Origin of the sequence: Flavobacterium sp. (assembly GCF_044371705.1) — a bacterium.
Lineage (GTDB): Bacteria > Bacteroidota > Bacteroidia > Flavobacteriales > Flavobacteriaceae > Flavobacterium.
In genome coordinates this window covers 13932-33372 of the sequence record NZ_JBILTE010000005.1, presented here as the reverse complement: position 1 = coordinate 33372, position 19441 = coordinate 13932, and the positions used below count along the sequence as shown (strand labels likewise).

18 protein-coding genes are annotated in these 19441 nt (G+C 39.0%); all 18 read right to left on the bottom strand.

The window, feature by feature from the left end; translation table 11 throughout:
- The coding region (locus ACIQ2S_RS00910) for a glycosyltransferase (RefSeq protein ID WP_396172182.1) at nt 1-193 on the bottom strand (193 nt) is incomplete at its 3' end.
- Entirely contained in the window at nt 194-937 is a 744-nt protein-coding gene (locus ACIQ2S_RS00905; RefSeq protein ID WP_396172181.1) for an acyltransferase, read from the bottom strand.
- Nucleotides 934-2376 (bottom strand): oligosaccharide flippase family protein, encoded by a 1443-nt coding sequence (locus ACIQ2S_RS00900; protein WP_396172180.1) that lies wholly within the window; start codon nt 2374-2376, stop codon nt 934-936. The genes ACIQ2S_RS00905 and ACIQ2S_RS00900 overlap by 4 nt, the downstream gene beginning before the upstream one ends.
- 31 nt (nt 2377-2407) lie before the next feature.
- The gene (locus ACIQ2S_RS00895) at nt 2408-3529 is read right to left on the bottom strand and encodes a DegT/DnrJ/EryC1/StrS family aminotransferase (RefSeq protein WP_396172179.1); all 1122 of its coding nucleotides are present in this window, start codon (nt 3527-3529) and stop codon (nt 2408-2410) included.
- Nucleotides 3522-4028, bottom strand: coding sequence for an acyltransferase (locus ACIQ2S_RS00890; protein ID WP_396172178.1), 507 nt, complete (start codon nt 4026-4028; stop codon nt 3522-3524). Before ACIQ2S_RS00890 ends, ACIQ2S_RS00895 begins: the two co-directional genes overlap by 8 nt.
- A gap of 2 nt (nt 4029-4030) precedes the next feature.
- Nucleotides 4031-4957 (bottom strand): DegT/DnrJ/EryC1/StrS family aminotransferase, encoded by a 927-nt coding sequence (locus ACIQ2S_RS00885; protein ID WP_396172177.1) that lies wholly within the window; start codon nt 4955-4957, stop codon nt 4031-4033.
- On the bottom strand, nt 4957-5892 hold the full coding sequence (locus ACIQ2S_RS00880) for a hypothetical protein (protein ID WP_396172176.1): 936 nt from the start codon (nt 5890-5892) through the stop codon (nt 4957-4959). The genes ACIQ2S_RS00885 and ACIQ2S_RS00880 overlap by 1 nt, the downstream gene beginning before the upstream one ends.
- Nucleotides 5874-6293 carry a sugar 3,4-ketoisomerase gene (locus ACIQ2S_RS00875; protein WP_396172175.1) on the bottom strand — a complete coding sequence of 140 codons (420 nt, stop codon included), beginning with the start codon at nt 6291-6293 and terminating at the stop codon, nt 5874-5876. The genes ACIQ2S_RS00880 and ACIQ2S_RS00875 overlap by 19 nt, the downstream gene beginning before the upstream one ends.
- A 2-nt stretch (nt 6294-6295) precedes the next feature.
- A complete protein-coding gene (locus ACIQ2S_RS00870; protein ID WP_396172173.1) occupies nt 6296-6694 on the bottom strand; it encodes a sugar 3,4-ketoisomerase in 399 nt (132 codons plus the stop codon).
- Between the two features lie 109 nt (nt 6695-6803).
- On the bottom strand, nt 6804-7313 hold the full coding sequence (locus ACIQ2S_RS00865; RefSeq protein WP_396172172.1) for an ArsR family transcriptional regulator: 510 nt from the start codon (nt 7311-7313) through the stop codon (nt 6804-6806).
- 68 nt (nt 7314-7381) lie between these two features.
- Nucleotides 7382-7552, bottom strand: a complete 171-nt coding sequence (locus ACIQ2S_RS00860; RefSeq protein ID WP_396172171.1) for a hypothetical protein — start codon at nt 7550-7552, stop codon at nt 7382-7384.
- Between the two features lie 142 nt (nt 7553-7694).
- Nucleotides 7695-8162: a UpxY family transcription antiterminator gene (locus ACIQ2S_RS00855; protein ID WP_396172170.1), complete on the bottom strand. Its 468-nt coding sequence runs from the start codon at nt 8160-8162 to the stop codon at nt 7695-7697.
- 325 nt (nt 8163-8487) lie between these two features.
- Nucleotides 8488-13443, bottom strand: a complete 4956-nt coding sequence (locus tag ACIQ2S_RS00850) for a fibronectin type III domain-containing protein (protein WP_396172169.1) — start codon at nt 13441-13443, stop codon at nt 8488-8490.
- 212 nt (nt 13444-13655) lie between these two features.
- Nucleotides 13656-14291, bottom strand: a complete 636-nt coding sequence (locus tag ACIQ2S_RS00845; RefSeq protein ID WP_396172168.1) for a hypothetical protein — start codon at nt 14289-14291, stop codon at nt 13656-13658.
- A 106-nt stretch (nt 14292-14397) separates the two neighbouring features.
- Nucleotides 14398-15447 (bottom strand): dTDP-glucose 4,6-dehydratase, encoded by a 1050-nt coding sequence (gene rfbB, locus ACIQ2S_RS00840; RefSeq protein ID WP_396172167.1) that lies wholly within the window; start codon nt 15445-15447, stop codon nt 14398-14400.
- Between the two features lie 167 nt (nt 15448-15614).
- Nucleotides 15615-17006 (bottom strand): UDP-glucose 6-dehydrogenase, encoded by a 1392-nt coding sequence (locus ACIQ2S_RS00835; protein ID WP_396172166.1) that lies wholly within the window; start codon nt 17004-17006, stop codon nt 15615-15617.
- A gap of 10 nt (nt 17007-17016) precedes the next feature.
- Nucleotides 17017-18288: a nucleotide sugar dehydrogenase gene (locus ACIQ2S_RS00830; protein WP_396172165.1), complete on the bottom strand. Its 1272-nt coding sequence runs from the start codon at nt 18286-18288 to the stop codon at nt 17017-17019.
- A 179-nt stretch (nt 18289-18467) separates the two neighbouring features.
- A complete protein-coding gene (locus ACIQ2S_RS00825; protein WP_396172164.1) occupies nt 18468-19436 on the bottom strand; it encodes an SDR family oxidoreductase in 969 nt (322 codons plus the stop codon).
- Between the last annotated feature and the right edge of the window lie 5 nt (nt 19437-19441).

Here is a 19441-nt window from a genome sequence, read left to right as displayed (position 1 = left end):
CAATGGTCAAAAAACGCTTTTGTACCTGTTCTTGATTGCACCATTTTTGTACTTGTGCAACCGTATCGTCTTTGGAACAATCATCAGACACAATCAAATGCAGGTTGGGATACGTTTGATTGTAGATGCTTTCTAAAGCTTCGATTATGAAAACAGAGGCATTGTATGTGGCAACTCCAATCGTTATGTTCATTTAGAGACCGATGTATTTTTTGAAAAGTACACTTTCTTCTCTTTTGTCTAAAATGTAAACAAAATCTTCCTTTATCAATTTTGCAGGGTTTCCAGCAATAATACTTTTAGAGTTAATTTTTAATGAATAATCGCTGCTGCAAACTGAATTTGAGCCAATTACAATTTCATTAGGTAGTTTGGTGCCTTTCAAAACGGTCACATGCGAACCTATCCAAGTATTACTCCCGATAGATACTTCTTTACAATTATCAGCCACTTCATTAGTACTAGCATTTTTTATGAAATGAAAATCAGTATCATAAAAATTACAGTTCCAAGAAATTAGAACATTTGAACCAAACTCAATCCTGCGAAAACTAACAATGTGAGAATTAGAACCCAAAGAGAAATTATTTCTGCAGATAAGATTTCCATTTTCCCAAATTACGATTTTAGTACCTTGTCCAAATGTTGCACTTCCGGTAAAAGTAATATTTCCTTTTATCAGTAGTTCAGTAGGAGAATTGGAGGATACTACAATTTCATGACTACCTCCAAATTTGATAATTCCAAACTTTACGATAGTTGAGTCAATATTTACTTTGCCTGATAAGTCTTTAAACTTTACTTTACCATAAAAAAGAATGGGTAATCGACTTGCAATATAAAAAGGAAAGGAACTATAATTGAAATAAATCGTTTTAATTAAATTTACTTTCGTCAGTTCTTTTATGACATTAAATACCTTTTTTAACGAATTCACTTTCCTTTAATTTTTGATATGAAACCATGAACAAAGTCTAACTTTTTGTTTAAAAAATAAAATGAATAGAGCATTGCAGTTACAATTAAAATCCATTTTACTATTGAAAATAATACAGAAGAAATACAACTTGTAAAAAAGATAAAAGATAAAACCGTTACTGATGCAAATGAAACAAATAGTAATTTCTTATCTAAAAAAAAATCATAACGCTTTCTAATAAAAGTCAAGTGGAAAAAAAATACAATAAAAAACCCAATCAATTGAGATATAGCGATACCAATTAATCCAAAAAAATGGTAACCTGAAATTGTAAGTATCAATGATAAAATATTCGCCACTACTTCGGTCATCAAAAAAAGTTTGCTATCTCCTTTTGACAAATACAAAAAACCCATGGTCCAAACCAATCCTTTAATAGGTACCGATAGTCCCAGAATAAGCAAGAAATTGGTCATCACTAAAAATTTTTCACTTAGCAATACTTTAATTAAAAAACTAACACTGCCCATCATCAAACTTAGGACAATCGTAAGTATCAAAATGAGTATTTCTGCTTGTTGATTGATGACCTTTTGCCAAGCTTCTTTGTTCTGTATGGCTTCTGAGAGTCTCGGGAAATAATCGGCACTCATTGCCGTAAATACCATACCCACATAACCTGTCATGATGGAAGTTGCTGCACTGTACAAACCTAACTCTTCCAAACCTCCGGTTCTAGTGATAAACGCACTTAACACAAATGCTACCAAAGTAGTAAGCAAAACACTTAAAGACATATTGATACCCATACTAACCATTGGTTTGCCTAGCATAAACTTTTCTTTTAAGCTGAGTTCTACTTGCTCTACGGATACATATTTTCTGAATAGTAAACTCACCAACCAGCCGGCGATTGCGGCTGCAATAATGGAAGGCATGACGCCATCAATGCCCCACACATACAATATAGGTAAGGTTACTAATAATCCTGAAATACTGCCATAAATAGTGGCTTTGGCAAGTTCGGATACTTTTCTGGCGGCTCTCAAAACCGTGTAAATTCCGCCTGTTAATGCTCCAAAAATAAAAGTGGTTGATAACCACATAAATGCTATCGTTTGGGAGGCATCTCCAAAGGCAAAACGGCTTAAAAGTGGAGCAAACAAAACAGAAATGACCATGCCTAAAATGGCAGTGATCCAAATCCAGCTTTTAAAAACAGTAAAAGTAGTATTAAACTGCTCTTTACTGCTACTATGACTTACTGCTAAATCACGCACGGCACTTTCGGCGATTCCTAAGGAACTTATACTTTTAACCAAATTTAATCCTGATAAAAACAAACCGTTTAACCCCATTCCCGTCGGGCCTAACAAAACCGCCACTGCCTTACCTCTGATAAGCGTAATAAGAATAGTAACAACTTGCACTCCTCCAAAAATGGAGGTCGCTTTCATAATGGAACGATAAGAGGATTGTTCCGACAAACTAATAGAAATTGTTCAAAAGCTCAATTACTTTTACTACCTCGGCTTCTGTTGTTACCGGACTTATAGGTAAACTCAACACTTCTTTATGTATTGCATTGGTAATAGGAAAATCGATTTGATTCATTTCGGCATACGCCAACTGCTTGTTGGGAGGTATTGGATAATGAATTAAGGTTTGCACACCATTTGCAGCTAAATATTCTTGTACAGCTGCTCTATTTGGATGGCGAATGACAAATAAATGCCAAACGTGTTCGGTATTTTCTTCGCAAGGGATGGTTAGATTTGTAAGTGTTGGCAATACAATTGCAGGATTGGTAATCCCTCTTAAATACCTAGCTGCCAATTGCCTGCGGTAGTTGTTTTCAGCATCTAAAAATTCCAACTTAACGGTTAAAAAAGCAGCTTGGATTTCATCCAAACGGCTGTTCATGCCTTGGTACTCGTTTACATATTTTTTTCGGCTGCCGTAATTGCCCAATGCACGAACCAAATCTGCCAGTTCTTGATCGTTGGTGGTTACAGCTCCGGCATCGCCCAAGGCTCCTAAATTTTTACCGGGGTAAAAACTGAATCCGGCGGCATCGCCTAAATTTCCGGTTTTAATTCCTTTCCATTCTGCACCGATGGCTTGTGCATTGTCTTCAATGATTTTTAATCGGTATTTTTTTGCCAAGGCAAGGAGTGCTTCGCTCCAACAAACTTGTCCGTACAAATGCACCACCATTATGGCTTTGGTTTTCGGAGTAATGGCTTGTTCTATTAAAGTGATGTCCAAATTAAAAGTAGCGGCATCGGGTTCCACCAAAACGGGTTGCAACCCATTGTCGGAAATAGCAAGCAATGATGCGATATAGGTGTTTGCAGGAACGATTACTTCATCACCTGCTGCCATTACACCCTTTTGGATATAGGCTTTCAGGGTCAAACGCAACGCATCCAATCCGTTGGCCACTCCCACTGCGTGTTTGGCTCCCGTATAATGAGCTAATTTTTCCTCAAAAGTAGCCAATCGCTCGCCAACTAAAAACCAACCGGAGTCGATCACGTCGGCAGCCACTTGTTTCAGTTTTTCTGAATACTGGGCATTTATTTTTTGAAGATCAAGAAATTTAATCATTAGTATGCAGTATTTCTATTTCTGTTGGGGTCATCGTTCGCAGTAGTTTTGCCGGTGTGCCACCAATGATGGAATAATCGGGAAACGATTCGGTCACAAAACTATTCGCTGCTACAATACAAAACTTTCCTAAGTGTACATTCGGCATGATGATCGCACTTGCACCAATCCAACTATGGTCGCCAATGGATACTTCACCTTTTATAATTGGAAAGAGTCGTTGCATTGCTTGTGAAGCATTCGGCCCAGACCCTGCCATTAAATTGATGTTTTGAGCAAAACTCACGTGGTTGCCAATAGTTACTTTCGCATTGTATCCTTCTACAATGGTATTTAAGCCAAAATAGCAATGAGTGCCAACCACGAGTGGATGTGCTTCTGAACCAAATAGGCGAACTTGAGCCGCAATTTTGGTGTCATCTCCTATTGTTACGTTATTAATGGATGCGGATGCGTCCACCGTTACATTTTTTCCTAAAGCAATGTTTGCTACAATCATGGTTAGGTTTTTTTTTGTTTATGAAGGTATAACTGGACGCACTCAAACATATAGTGTACATCTTCCTGCTTTAAATTTTGGTGGCACGGGATGAAAAAAGCATCCTCTCCGTAAAAAACGCTATTTTGAATGCCTTGTTTTTCCAAATAAAGTTTTAGGTGATTCAAATCATGTACAATTCCATGATTATTTAAAAGTAAAGCCGATGGAACTACTTTTTTTCCGGTTGGAAATCGCAAGCTAAAACCCAATTTTTCAAATAAATCACATGCATAATCAAAAGTAGTTTTCCTTTTTTGAAGCAAATCAGTTGTATTCAAAAGTGCGTGAGAGACCACATTTTGAATATAATCCGTTTGATCAGTTGTTAACTTTGAGTGATGAAACGATTTATTTTTTTGATTCGAAACCAGTAATCCCCCTATTTGTATGGGGAAAAATTTCGGGAAACTATAGACTGAAAAATCACCTTGTTGCCCTAAATTATCGGTGGCATTTTCACTAAAAAAGGTGGTACAACAATCTTCAATGATTGGCAATCCTAAAGCTTTGAGCTGTTCCATTTCCGAATAGGGATATCCAAACTCATGATTGACAAGCAATACTTTTGTTTCGGCAGTAATGGCTCTATTCCATTGACAAATGGCTTCTATTTCTTTCGTTACGCAAGAACTGATATAAAAATTTTGTGACGTCGTCAGAATTGTAACCAAATCGGTAGCTTTCAGTGCATAGCTTTGCAATGCAAATTGAATCGCTTCGCGACCGTTAAAGGTATAGTTCCAGTTTCCTACTCCAAAACGTTTATTGAAATATTCTGCAGCAAAATCATTATCCGCTAAACTTGCATTCAAAGCAACATATTCCGTTTTAAAAGGACTAATCCTGTAACTGGGAACTAAATAGGGATCTGGATCAATTACAAACATTAAATAAAACTTTTGCTGAAGACCGTTTTGATAGCGATGTCACATCCAATACTTTCCTTGAATTCACACAGCCCATAATTGGGGATGGAGTTTTCAGTAGATGGACCGATATCGATGATTTTTATGTCTTGGTTTTGGTAGTAGTTAAACAAACTATACGACAAGAAGTTCATCGTCTTGTACTCCGAATAGGCCGGTAAATCGCCCCAATACACTACTTGCACAATTCGTGGAGCAACATAAAACACCACGGCTGCTCCAATGGCTGTTTGTGCTTTATTTACTGTAAAAAAATCTATGGGTATCACAGTACTTGTTTCCTCTACTTGTTCCCAAGTCATTCGGAGGGGAAACCCTCGCTCTTTTCGGTTTTGTACGATGATATCGAAGGCGTGCTTTTGGTTGGCTTTTTCTAATTTCTTAAATGTCAAAGCTTCTTTTAATCCTCTTTTTAAATTTTTACATGCATTGTACCAAATAGTTTCCATGTAATTTTCATCCAATGTATGGGTTGCAAACTGGTAATTCAATTCCATGCTTTTCTGCAGATAATTGGCACGGTACAAACAATTGTATAGTTTATTTAAAAACGAATCATTGTAAAAAAAGGGCGGTGTGACTATTTTAATTTCCTTTATCTTTTTGTTCGAAGCCCATTCGTTCAAAGCTAGTAAAGCAGCATCTATTTGCTGCAAACGAACATCGGTACTGACACATTCAAATCCGCCAAACGGAGCTGAAAAAGGAGCATTTAAGCAATTATTTTTAAGTCCGAAAATAATCCCCAAACGGATTTTGGTATCTTTGAAAACCAAATAATACACTTGTTCACATTTGGATGCATTCAGTGCATTAAAACTTGCCTTGTTAAAAACATGTGACGGATTTGTAAAAATCGCATCATATTCTGCAGCACTTACTTCGCTGATTTCCATGCCACAAATTTTTCATAATCCCTAAAATAATCATTCTCATCATACAATTCAGAAGCTAGAACCATACAGATGGAACCACTGGAAAAATTATCCAATTCTCTCCACAAACCCGGCGGCAACATAAGGCCTCTATCCGGACGCGACAAATGAAAGGTTTGCTTGGAAGTTCCATCATCTACTGTGATAGAAAAACTGCCACTTAAAGCCACCACTAATTGTTTCAATTCTTTATGACCGTGGCCTCCTCTGCTATAACCTCCCGGAACATCATACAAATAATATACTCGTTTGATTGTAAAGGGTACATCCACTTCATTTGTAACGACTGTCAGATTCCCTTGCTCCCGATGGTTCTTTGGGAGCGAAAGCATTTGACAATCAAAAACAGTGGTCTGTTGCATTCTCAGGTTGTTTTAAAAATAGTAAAGTCACGAAAATAATCCTGCTCATTATAAGGCGTACTGCATAAGTGCAAAGCCACTGAATTTGTAGAAAAATTATCCAAACTCCGCCATTGCATCGGTGGCAGGTACAAACCAAAGTAGGATCGATTCAAATGAAACCGTTGCTCAACTCCTGCTTTATCGGTTACCACAACGTCAAAACTACCGCTGATGGCGATGATTAATTCCTGCTGGGTTCGGTTGGCGTGTCCACCTCGTGTTTCACCACCCGGAACATCGTAAATCCAAAAAACTCTTTTAATTTCAAAGGGCAATACTCCGCCATTTTGAACAAAAGTCAGATTCCCTCTTGGGTCTTGAATTTTAGGAAGCTGAATTATTTGCGGTGTTTGTATCAAGAGCAACTAGGTCAATTTAAATTATTTTGGCGGATTTTTTCTACGGCTTCGCCCCGTCAGTCACATAAATGGACCAACAAAATACTGCAATCTACAATCGTACGATTGTTTAAATTATATTTTCAAAAACCAGCAACCCACTTGCATCATGCTTGTCGGTTAGGTAAAATTGCACTTTTTTATGAATCTCTTTTTCAATCTTCTCTGCCAATTGCAGAATGTAATCCTGATTTAATTCTGTCCCTTCCAATACCACTTCAATAGTGCCGCTATCAATGCCTTTGGCGTAATCACCAATTACATAAACCCGCTGCACCGGCCCCATTCGGTCTAACACCATTTCAACCAATGTATCCAAACCAATGTATTTATGCACCACTTGTTGAAGTAGTGAAAAAAACGGATTTTCCGTATTCGCTTTGTAGGTGATTTTGTTTTCGGATTCAATACGGGTTAAATACCCGGCATCGCTCAAATTGTTCAATTCTTTCCGAATAGCATTGGTAGATTCCTGCATTTCGGTTGCCAGCCCTCTTAAATAACCTTCATTAGCAACGTTTGTAAAAAATTTTACTAATAATCGCAAACGCGTTTTTGAAGTAATTAAATTAGCTAACATGCGGTATTTAATTGAGTAACAAAAGTACTCGTTTGTTTGGAATTGGCAAAGAAAATGGAGGTTTTTTTTCAGAGTGGGTTGTAAGTTGTGGGTTGTGGGTTGTCGTTCTGTTTGGAATTTGGAATAGTGGAATTTGGAATAGTGGAATTTGGAATAGTGGGCTGTTTTACTGATTTTGGTTTGCCTGATCTTGGTTTGCCCCAACCCGCCTCGGTGGAAGTCAAAATCAGGATGCTCACGGTTCTTTGGTTTTTAGATTAATTTATATATTAATCTGCTACGAAGAACGGTTTTTTTTCACCCGCCGCGGCGGGTCGGGGAAAGAAAAAAAAAGAAGATTTTTGAGGCACTAAGACACTAACGTCCTAAGGCGATGGGTAGTTAGTTTACTATTCGTTCCATAGTTACAAGTACGCCGAGGGCTTCGAGTACCAACTGCACTTTATGGCCGCGGAGCTCTTTTACAATGGCAGATTGCCCCTTAAAGACGCCTTCGTTGAGGATGATTTTGGAACCTGGTTGTAGGTTGTGAATGGCCACTTTCGCATAGTCTGTTGCCAACCATTTTTGAAGTGTTTCGATTTCTTCTTCCCGGATGATGGCAGGCTTGCCCAACCAAAATAAATAGCGAACAACTCCAGCGACTTGAAAAACAAGATCCCGATCCTTTTCATCCACTTTTACAAATACATACGAGCTGATTAATGGCTGTAGCACTTTTTTCTTACGGTCACTCCATTGCTTGACGACTTTTACTAAAGGACAATAAGTAACGATGCCTAATTTTTCAAGAGAATCAGCTACTTTTTTTTCGTTGCGGGGTTTGGTGTAGAGCACGTACCAAGGCATGGATAATTGTTTTTAAAGGGTTAAAGATAGGTATTTTTGGTGATTATTTTTTGACCATTGCCTTGCCAAGGCGTGAACAGTTCCAAAGGTTAGAACCTCCGCCCTCGGGGCGAGAACCCCTCCACGGGAGAAAACCGCCCCCTCGCTGAAGCGAGAACCCCTCCAAAGAAGTTGACCACCCCCTCGCTGAAGCGAGAACCCCTCCAAAGGAGAAGACCACCCCCTCGCTGAAGCGAGAACCCCTCCAAAGGAGGGGAATAGTTTTATAATGAAAAAGACCCCCATTTGGAGGTCTTAGTTCAATTCAAAAGCTTAATCGGTTACGCTATTGTTTAATTACTCGTACTGTTTGCACTTGACTTTCTTGGCTTACCACAACTTGATAGACACCTGATGGGTAATTACTTCCAATGGGTGTGCTATTGGCTTGGTCGACAGTTAGCGATTTGCTTTCTAACAAACGTCCGGTCATGTCATACACCACGATTTGAATAGGTGTTGCGGCAATTGGTTTGATTTCCAAATTAAAGCTATCACGGAACGGATTAGGGTACGCGATTGCATTCAGTAAGTTATTTGTTGTTTCTGTTACTGTTTCAATTGGTGCTTCAGGACGAATCAATATGTTAGAACCAGCTGATATAATTACACATTCAGTACCAAAACCACTCCATACCTCTTGACCATTATTCATCAATCGGTATTCAACTGCCAATGAATACGAAGTACTCGGCGTCAAAGTGAATCCTACAAATGCAGATAATTGCGAGAATCTACTTGCGTTCGGTAAGGTATAGCCATAATTCGGATTAACCGTATCACTTGTCAAACGGATACGAAAACGGTATTGATTAGCATTGGCTGCTGCTTGAGCAGAAATAGTTGCTCCATTACTGGACACCTGACTTCCACAACTTGGACTTGCTAACGCAATTAATGGAATTGCAGGCGTAGTGACAGTACATTCTGATCCAAACTCAGTCCATGCTTCTACTCCATTGTTTAGCAATAAATATTGCACTGCTACCTGATACGAATTAATGTACTGTAGCACAAAAGGCGAGTTGTCAGTTTTCAAGAACGAACTTGCTCCAACGAAACGACTTGAGGATTGCGAATAACCGTATGTTGGGTTTTGTGTATCTGAAGTTAAACGAATTCGGAAGCGATAGGCAACTGCTCCAAAAGCAGATGCGGCTGAAATCGTTGCATTTAATCTTGATAATTGTGTGCCACAAGTAAATGAACTCATTGGAATGACAGGAGCAGCAGGAGTAAACACTGTAATAGTATTACCACTATGTTCCACTAATTGGCCGTTGATAACAGCTGTAGCCTTAATTTCAAATTCCGAAGAGTACGCCGCAATTCCTGCCTGAGTTAAACTAAAGAATCTTGATGTTGACTGCAATTCAACAGAAACATTGGGTGAGGCTGATTTATTGGTAATCAGGAAACGATACCCTTGGGTTTGAGCTCCCGGATAAGTGTAAGGAACAGCACTCATTGTTGTTGAAATACCGGCTAATGTTGTGCCTTGTAAAGCTGGTGTCATATTAACCGCAATTGTACAAGTATTACTAGCTGTACCGCTGCAATCGTTGTCGATACCATCAAAACAAATATCTAGTGCTCCCGGGTTAATAGCTGCATTACCGTCGTTGCAATCGCCACCTACTAATGCAGTATAATTTCCGGTTGGTGCACAAGCAATGATGAAATCGTTAGTGACACCGTAGGTATCATTATCAACATCTGCAAAATATTGGGTTTGAGCTGTTCCTGATGAATACGCAATATTAAGTGTAAAGGTACCCGTTTCTTCTGTGTCAAATCCTTCTACAACAACATAATAAACGCCAACTGCTAAAACTTGTGGGTCCAATAAAGAGCCTGAACTATTAGGGGTAGTACAATCATCATCATCAAAAGTAATCGACGCTCCGGAAGCATTCAATAAGTGAATGTAGGTATCAAAACTTGATGTACATGTTCCAATTGTTACCGAAGCACCACACTGTGTGATTTCAAATTTATAAAATACATCATTTGCAGTTCTTGCATTGGCAGAACTCGGAGTTGAAGATGTTGTAAAATTATCAGTAAAACAATTTGTACTCAAATTATTTCCATTGACGGTAGTAGAGTTAGTTAATGCACCCAAATCAATTGCTGTTGCAAATGTATTACCAACAGGTGAAGATGAAGAAGTAAATGTAAAAGTACTACAACCAGTTGCAGAACCAGTGGAATTGGATGGAATCACACTCCATGTATGAGCACCTGGAGCCACCACTTGACTGTATGTGGTTCCTGTTTGGTTGTCGGAAACTAAAACGTTATCTAAAAACACATCATACGACGTGGCAGAAGTGACTGCAGGCCATGAGAAATTGGTTGTTCCTGCACAAACAGTTCCAGCATTTGCGGGACTCGTTGGAGCAGTTACGCAAAGTGGAGCAGGCACTTGTGAAATACAAATGGAGAATGTCCCAGCAGTAACGGCACTATTTGCCCAAACTACAATGTAATAATCCGTGTTAGCAGTTAAACCAGTATAGGTTGTGGTTAAAGAGGACGATGAACATGCACCTAAAAATCCCGTGCCACAGGCACTATAGATTCCAAATTCATTGGTTCCGGTAAGATTTGTAAAGGCAAAATTAATTTCAGTATTGGAACCTGAATTAAATTTATAAAAAACATCATTATATGTTCCAAATTGATCACAAGAAGTTTTAACTACACCCGGTGTAGCAGTAGCATTTACTGTTGTTCCTGAAGTTGCATTAGACGGACATGAACCTGCCGCACCAACCGTAATTGTTTGCACTCCTGCACATTCGTCATTGGACGGCGGTACCGGACAAGCTGCTTCTTCATACACGCGAACATTAAAGTTGCCAGTTTCTGTAGCACTGTAGGGCCAAATTTGTACGTAATAGGTTGCACCGGGCGTTAATGAACAAAATTCTAGTTGTGGCATGAATCCAACCACATCATCACTACATCCCAACGCTACACCTGTTGCGGGACAAGATGACCAAACTTGCATTACTGCATCAGTGATTGAACCAGATACGGTACTTACGATTACTTTATTACCGGACGATGGAGCAACAAACGCAACCCAACGGTCTTTTTTACTGGGGTTACCCGTAGCATCACTGCACGTTCCCGCCGGACCATCGGAAGCTAAACCAGTAGTTAATAGTGTATTTACAGCTGCACCTAGATTAGGAGCCACCGTTATTGTAGCTGCTGTAGCACACGACTCGCCAGGAGTAGGTGTAGAAAATGCGAAAGGTCCTGCCCAAGTAGAAGAGCCATCACCTCCGGTACAATTGGTTCTAACATATAAATTATAAGCAGTACCCGCAGCCAAACCAGTGGCATTATCAACTGTTACTGTTGGTGCAATCACATTACCGGAATTCACAAGACCGGTTGCTCCAGAACCACCTGCTCCGGTTGTTCTAATTTCCCAATCGTAAGAAGCCGGGGTACCTATAATTGGTGCTACCCATGCTAAATCAGCTGTTGTAAATGTTAAATCAGAAACGCTTAAAGAAGAGGGACTCCCGCAATTTGGTATGATTTCAACCACAAAATTATCAATAAAAAAATCAATATCAGCAGATCCATCTGAGGCCCCTTCGAAAGCACGAAAGGCAAACTGAACGGTTTGCCCACTGTAAGCGGCTAAAAGAGCTTCATCAATTTGACCTAAATTTGAAGGAACATTTGAAGCATTATAAGTTTTTAGTATTGTCCAATTAGCATTGGATGTTGAAACTAAAAGCTCTACAAAATCGTCTGCTTCCCAATTAGTTACAGCGGTTGTTGCACCCCAATTTGTTGCTCCAACACTATATTTTACCCTATAACCGTTAGTGGGTATAGTATAAAATGGTGTTAATAACCATTCTGAACCAGTAGCGGCATCAATATTCATTTTCGCAGCACCAGTGGAACCAACATTCAAAAAACCATCAACAGCCCAATCACTAACTGTACTTCCTCCAATAGTTGCAGGACCTGTTGTTAAATTTCCTAAATCTCCCTCTCTCCAGCATACAGAAGGTAAATAAGTAGCAAAATCAAATGTGCTTGGGAAGACAGTAATAGGTGCACACGGCGTAGTGAAAGCGACCGGTCCAGCCCAAGTTGAAGAGCCATCACCACCAATGCAATTTGTTCGTACATAAAGATTATAGCTAGTTGATGGCGATAAGCCCGCTGCGTCATTAACGGTTATAGTCGGAGCTGTAACATTTCCAGATGTGGTTAATCCAGTTGCACCGCTGCCGCCTGCTCCAGAAGTTCTGATCTCCCAATCATAAGATGCTGGAGTACCAGATGCTGGAGTAGCCCAATTTAAATCAGCAGTAGTGGTTTGAACATCTGTAACCGAAAGACTCAATGGTGCACCACAAGCTGGTGGTGCTGGTGGAGTCCAGACAAACGTTTGTCCCGCAGCTGGATAACAAGTTCCTGTTGAAGTAAACCGCACATTGTGAGCATTAGATGTAGCAGCAGCTGTATCATTCCAAGCAGGAACAGCATCTGGAACAGACGTTGTAAGTCGTCTTGCATTGTAATCTGAATTTAGTGTACCACGAAGTCCTACCTGAGGGATTCTTGTTATACTTGTGTTTACGTTAGTCGAACCATTATACACAATAGTAATTACTCTACTTACAACATTTAAACTAATTTGAAAACTAAAGTTTTCATTTGTGAAAGCTGTTGAATTATAACGTTTGAAATCATTCCATTGAAAAATAATTTGGTTTCCTATTTGCTCCCATCTTAAATTAGAAGACGCTGAATTTGCTACCAAGTCCACTCCCATAGCGGCAATCACACCATTTGACGTTGCGGCACTACTTATTGGAACATATCCATGTGTGGTAGTATTACCCATGATCAAGTATCCATTTGAACTAAAACCAACTGTAGTAATATTATTACCATTATACAAAAAAGCAGTTGGTAATGTTACACTAAAGATTTCATCATCCAATAAAGCACCTGAACCAGATATAGTACCACCCGTAATAGGCGTGTACGTCCCCGTACTTTGGGAGAACGTGTAACTAGCTACTTGTGCCCAACCATTCTGACTTGTCAAGAATGAAAATATCAGTAAAAGTGAGCCGAGCCACGAAAAAGGAAATAAATTGGACAACAATGAGCTCAAAAGTTCACTCTTTTCCAATTTCTCGCTTGTGAACACCGACCCCGATCGCATGTTCAAAGAAATGTAGTTTTTTTTCATAAAGACCTATTAATGTTAATTAAGGTAGAAAGTTACAAAAATGTTTGATAAAAGATGCAAAAAAATCTAAGAAATTATTAAAAAATAATGTAAACCACAAAACCCGTTTTGTAGTAGGTGTTGTCTATTGATTTTTAGTAGAGACCACAAATTATAAAAATAAAAAAAACCTCCATAAAGGAGGTTCATTTAAAGTATAAAAAACTTTTGTGTTAATACCAGTCTGCATGGCGTCGTTCACTACCCAAGTAGATAACTATCCCTAGTGAAGGTGTAAAAAAACCTCCCGTGGTGTAATCTCTATCTGGTTTTGCAAACTCACCATCAAAGTTAAAATGCTGTCTAAAATTGAATGTGTATGTAAAATCTAACGTTACTGTAACCACATCACTAACACCAAAAATTGGCGTTAAACCTACCATGTACTGACCAACCCGTTCTCTAAGGTCTTCCTGTATAGATTTAGAATAGCCAACTCCAAAACCTGAATGAGCCAATAAACCAACGCGTTCTCTTGTCATCAGAGGGATTTCAAGCAGTCGTCCTAAATTGTAATACGCTTGTAAATCAACGCCAACAAAATCTGTTCCTGTTTCTTCGATATCTCCTCTAAACTGATCAATGGCTAACTGACCCTTCACTCCCCAATCTTCATTAAACATATACCGAACGCCAAAGCCAAAGTGGGCGGTTGAACTATAAGAATCGTCTGAAATTTCAGAAACTGTACTTACAGGTATACTCATTCCATACACAGCTTCCACCGAAAACTGGTTAAAACTTCTAAAACCTTGAGCATTCACTGAAATAAAACTCAAAAACGCAATGCATTGTATCAGTTTTTTCATATCATTTGTTCTAATTGAGAGTCAAAAATAATAATTTATGCACATAAATGCTAATTTTTGTATAAGAATTTTTACATCAGTTTAATTTCCATTAAAATTCCAACCATTATTCCCCGTATTGCTTTTCATAGTATCCCTGGTAATCGCCTGAAGTTACATGATCGAGCCACTTTTGATTGGTTAGATACCAATCAATGGTTTGTTCCAATCCTTCTTCAAAAGTAACGGAGGGTTTCCATCCTAACTCACGGTTAATTTTTGAAGCATCGATTGCATACCGCAAGTCGTGACCCGGGCGATCTTTAACATAGGTAATTAATTGGGCGGAAGTACCGGGTGTGCGGTTTAACTTTTCGTCCATTTTTTCACATAACAGCTTCACTAAATCGATGTTTTGCCACTCATTGAAACCGCCGATGTTATAGGTTTCATGGTTTTTTCCTTTGTGAAAGACTAGATCAATTGCACGGGCATGATCGATTACATACAACCAATCACGGGTGTATTTTCCATCGCCATAAACCGGCAAAGGTTTGTTGTTAATGATGTTATGAATGAATAACGGAATAAGTTTTTCAGGGAAATGATTCGGACCGTAATTGTTGGAGCAATTGGTAATAACATACGGCAAGCCATAGGTTTCTCCGTAGGCACGCACAAAATGGTCGGAACTTGCCTTGGAAGCCGAATACGGTGAATTCGGATCATAAGCTGTTGTTTCGGTAAACAAGCCTGTCTCGCCTAAACTTCCATAGACCTCATCTGTAGAAATATGATAAAATCTTTTTGAACTATCGCTTGATTTCCAACTGGTTTTTACAGCATTGAGTAGAATCATTGTTCCTATTACGTTTGTTCTAACAAAAGCCAAGGGGTCGGTAATAGAGCGATCTACATGTGATTCAGCTGCAAGATGAATCACGGCATCGAATTGATGTTTAAAAAACAAATTGGCAATGAATGTTTCATCGGTGATGTCGCCTTTCACGAAAGTGTAATTGGGTGCATTTTCAATATCCGCAATATTCTCCAAATTACCTGCGTAGGTTAGTGCATCTAGATTAAAGATGTGGTAGTTTGGGTAATTGGTTACAAAGCGTCTTACAACGTGAGAACCTATGAAGCCGGCACCTCCGGTGATGAGTATGTTTTTCATATTATTTTTCAGCGTTTTTTGGTGCACAAAGTTTAGCGATGTTTCTTGAAACTTTGGCAGTGCTTTTTTTTTAAAACTTTTTTAACTTTAGGGCATTGGGCTATCGCTTGTTAAGGAGGAAACCACCCCGCTCGCCGGAGCGAGCACCCCTCCGGAGGAGGGGAATGCTACTTCCCGATTGCCTGGTAAACGAATCCGATATCTCGCATTTTTTTCTCATCCAATAAATTACGTCCGTCAAAAATAAAGGCCGGCTTTTTCATGGAATCATAGATACGCTGCCAGTCTAAAGATTTGAATGCATCCCATTCAGTTAGAACGGCAATGGCATGTGCCTCTTGACAGGCTAGGTAAGGGTCTTCAAAGCAGGTTACCCCTTTTTTATTTGCTTCCAAACTACGAGTCTCTAAATAATTTAAATCCTTTTGGATTTGACTTTCTTTGACCTGAGGATCGTACACCGCAATTTTTGATTGCTCATTTAATAAATAATCGGCCACGTAAATCGCTGCCGACTCACGGGTATCATTGGTGTCTTTCTTAAATGCCCATCCAAAAAAAGTAATTTTCTTATCGGAAACTGTGTTGTATAACGTTTGAACAATCGTGTTTGCAAATCTTCTTTTTTGATGGTCGTTCATGATAATCACTTGCTCCCAATAATCTGCTACTTCATTTAAGCCATACGATTTAGCAATGTACACCAAATTTAAAATATCTTTTTGAAAACAAGATCCGCCAAAACCAACTGATGATTTTAAAAATTTGGAACCAATTCGCGAATCCATACCAATAGCACGAGCTACTTCGTTGACATCTGCTCCTGTTTTTTCACACAATTCCGACATTGCATTGATAGAAGAAACCCGTTGAGCTAAAAAGGCATTCGCAGTTAGTTTAGACAACTCTGACGACCACACGTTGGTTGTTAAAATACGGTCATTGGGTACCCAATTTGCATACACATCCACTAATGCTTGAATTGCTTTCTCACCCTCCGGTGTTGTATCTCCCCCAATTAGCACCCGATCAGGTTGTAATAAATCCTGAACAGCTGTACCTTCGGCTAGGAATTCCGGATTGGAAAGTATTTGAAATTTGACTCCACTACCAGTATGTTCTAATATATTTTTCAGTACCTCAGCGGTACGAACCGGCAATGTTGATTTCTCCACTACAATTTTATCGCTCGTTGCTACTCGAGCAATTTGACGTGCACATAATTCAATGTATTTTAAATCAGCGGCCATGCCTTTGCCCAAACCATAGGTTTTAGTTGGTGTGTTAACCGATATAAAAATCAGTTGTGCATCTTCGATGGCACGGTCTACTTCGGTTGAGAAAAATAAGTTTCTTCCGCGAGCTTCTGCCACAACATCACTCAAACCGGGCTCATAGATAGGGATTTTAGTGACATCTGCATCATTCCACAGAGCAATGCGTTCTTGGTTTAAATCGACAACCATGACTTTAATATTCGGACATTTTTGGGCGATAATTGCCATTGTTGGTCCTCCTACATATCCGGCTCCTATACAGCAAATATTAGTAATTTTCATTCGTTTGTTATTATAGTTTTCCATCGGCTTGATTTCCTAAAATTCCTTTCACATCGTAAATTATTGAATGTTCCTTTTTGAAATCCTGCAGATGCATTGTTTTAAATTCGTTATGTGCCACTCCTAAAACTACCGCGTCAAATTTTTGCATCGGTTTTTCATTGGTGACGGTCAAATTGTATTCGTGTGCTACATCCTGCGGACTTGCCCATGGATCGTAAATCACCACGTCGATACCATAGTCCGTTAACGAATGCACCACATCAATTATTTTGGTATTTCGCACATCGGGACAATTTTCCTTAAAGGTGATTCCCAGCATCAATAATGAAGAGCTATTGACTGCAATTCCTTTTTTAATCATCAGTTTTACTACTTGAGAGGCAACATATTCACCCATACTGTCATTGAGCCGGCGTCCGGCCAAAATTATCTCCGGATGATAACCCATTTCCTGAGCTTTTTGAGCGAGATAATACGGATCAACTCCAATGCAATGTCCGCCTACCAATCCCGGTTTGAAAGGTAAGAAATTCCACTTTGTTGCTGCAGCTTCTAGCACAGCATGTGTGTCAATTCCAAGTATATTAAAAATTTTAGCCAATTCATTCACAAAAGCAATATTGATGTCTCTTTGCGAATTTTCAATTACTTTGGCTGCTTCTGCCACTTTGATTGACGGTGCCAAATGTGTACCGGCAATAATTACAGCTTTGTACAAATCGTTCACCTTTTGTCCTATTTCCGGTGTGGAACCAGCCGTTACTTTTAATATTTTCTCTACCGTATGCTCTTTATCTCCGGGATTGATTCGCTCGGGTGAATATCCTGCAAAGAAATCAATGTTGAATTTTAAACCACTGACACGTTCTAAAACAGGCACACATTCTTCCTCTGTTACACCCGGATACACTGTAGATTCATAAATCACGATGTCTCCTTTTTTTAGTACTTTACCAACCGTTTCACTGGATTTATAAAGCGGAGTCAAATCCGGTCGGTTGTTTTTATCAACCGGCGTAGGTACGGTCACAATATAATAAGTACAATTCTTTATGTCATCTATCGAAGTAGAGCAGTACAATCCATTACCTACATGATTCTGTGGCCTAATGACGGCCTTCAAAATATGTTCCTCAACTTCGAGTGTACGATCAATTCCTTGGTTTAATTCGGCTACTCGTGGTGCACTGATATCAAATCCTACTACGGAGAATTTGGTTGCAAATAATCTTGCTAATGGTAAACCTACGTATCCTAGACCAATAATTGCTATTTTCATCTTTTTAATTTAATTATCTTCCTGTCAATCTCTCCACAAGTGATATAATTTATTGCCTTACATTTAATTTTTTTCGAAATCCCGGAGACAACAAGAGTTGAGTTACAGATTTTTACTTTACTATTTAGCCCAGATTACGCTGTTTTTTCGAACTTTGGTCTCGGATTGCTAATTTATATTTATTTTTTTAAATTCTTCCAATACCAATCTATAGCTTCTTTCAATCCTTCTTCCATTGAATAGTTGGGTTGGTAACCCAAAAGTCGTTTGGCTTTGTCGATACTTGCCAATGAATGTGGGATGTCTCCTTGTCGTTGCGGACCATAAATGACCGGTACCTGTGCTATCGCCGCATCAAATGCTGTTAAATACTCTTTTATGTACTTCACTAAATCATTTAAAGTGGTGCAATCGCCATAAGCAGTGTTGTATACGGTGTTAATGGCCTCGGGATTGCTGGTGAACATCGCCAATTCATTCATTTGAATAACGTTGTCAATATATGTAAAATCGCGTGAATAATTTCCGTCGCCATTGATTACCGGCGATTCGTGATTCATTAATTGAATTACAAATTTAGGAATCACAGCTGCATAAGCACCATATGGATCCTGCTTGCGACCAAATACATTAAAATAACGCAACCCAATAGTTTCTAAACCATAGGTTTTGCTAAATATTCCGGCATACAATTCATTCACATACTTAGTAATAGCGTAGGGTGACAAAGGGTTTCCAATCACTTCTTCAACCTTAGGCAATGCTTCTGAATCGCCATAAGTAGATGAACTGGCTGCATAAATGAATCGCTTCACTCCGGCATCTCTAGCGGCTACTAACATATTTAAAAAACCGGTTATATTCACTTCATTGGTGGTAACCGGATCTTTTAAAGATCGAGGAACAGAGCCTAATGCCGCTTGATGCAAGACATAATCAGCACCCTCCACTGCCTGTTTGCAGTCATCTAGATTTCTGATATCGCTTTCAAGTATCGTAAAATTATTATTAGACATTAACGGCTCTATGTTATAGTGATGCCCCGTTGAAAAATCATCTAAGCAAACCACTTCATGTCCTTTGCTTAAAAAATATTCACACAAATTTGACCCTATAAATCCAGCACCGCCCGTTATTGTTATTTTCATTTAGT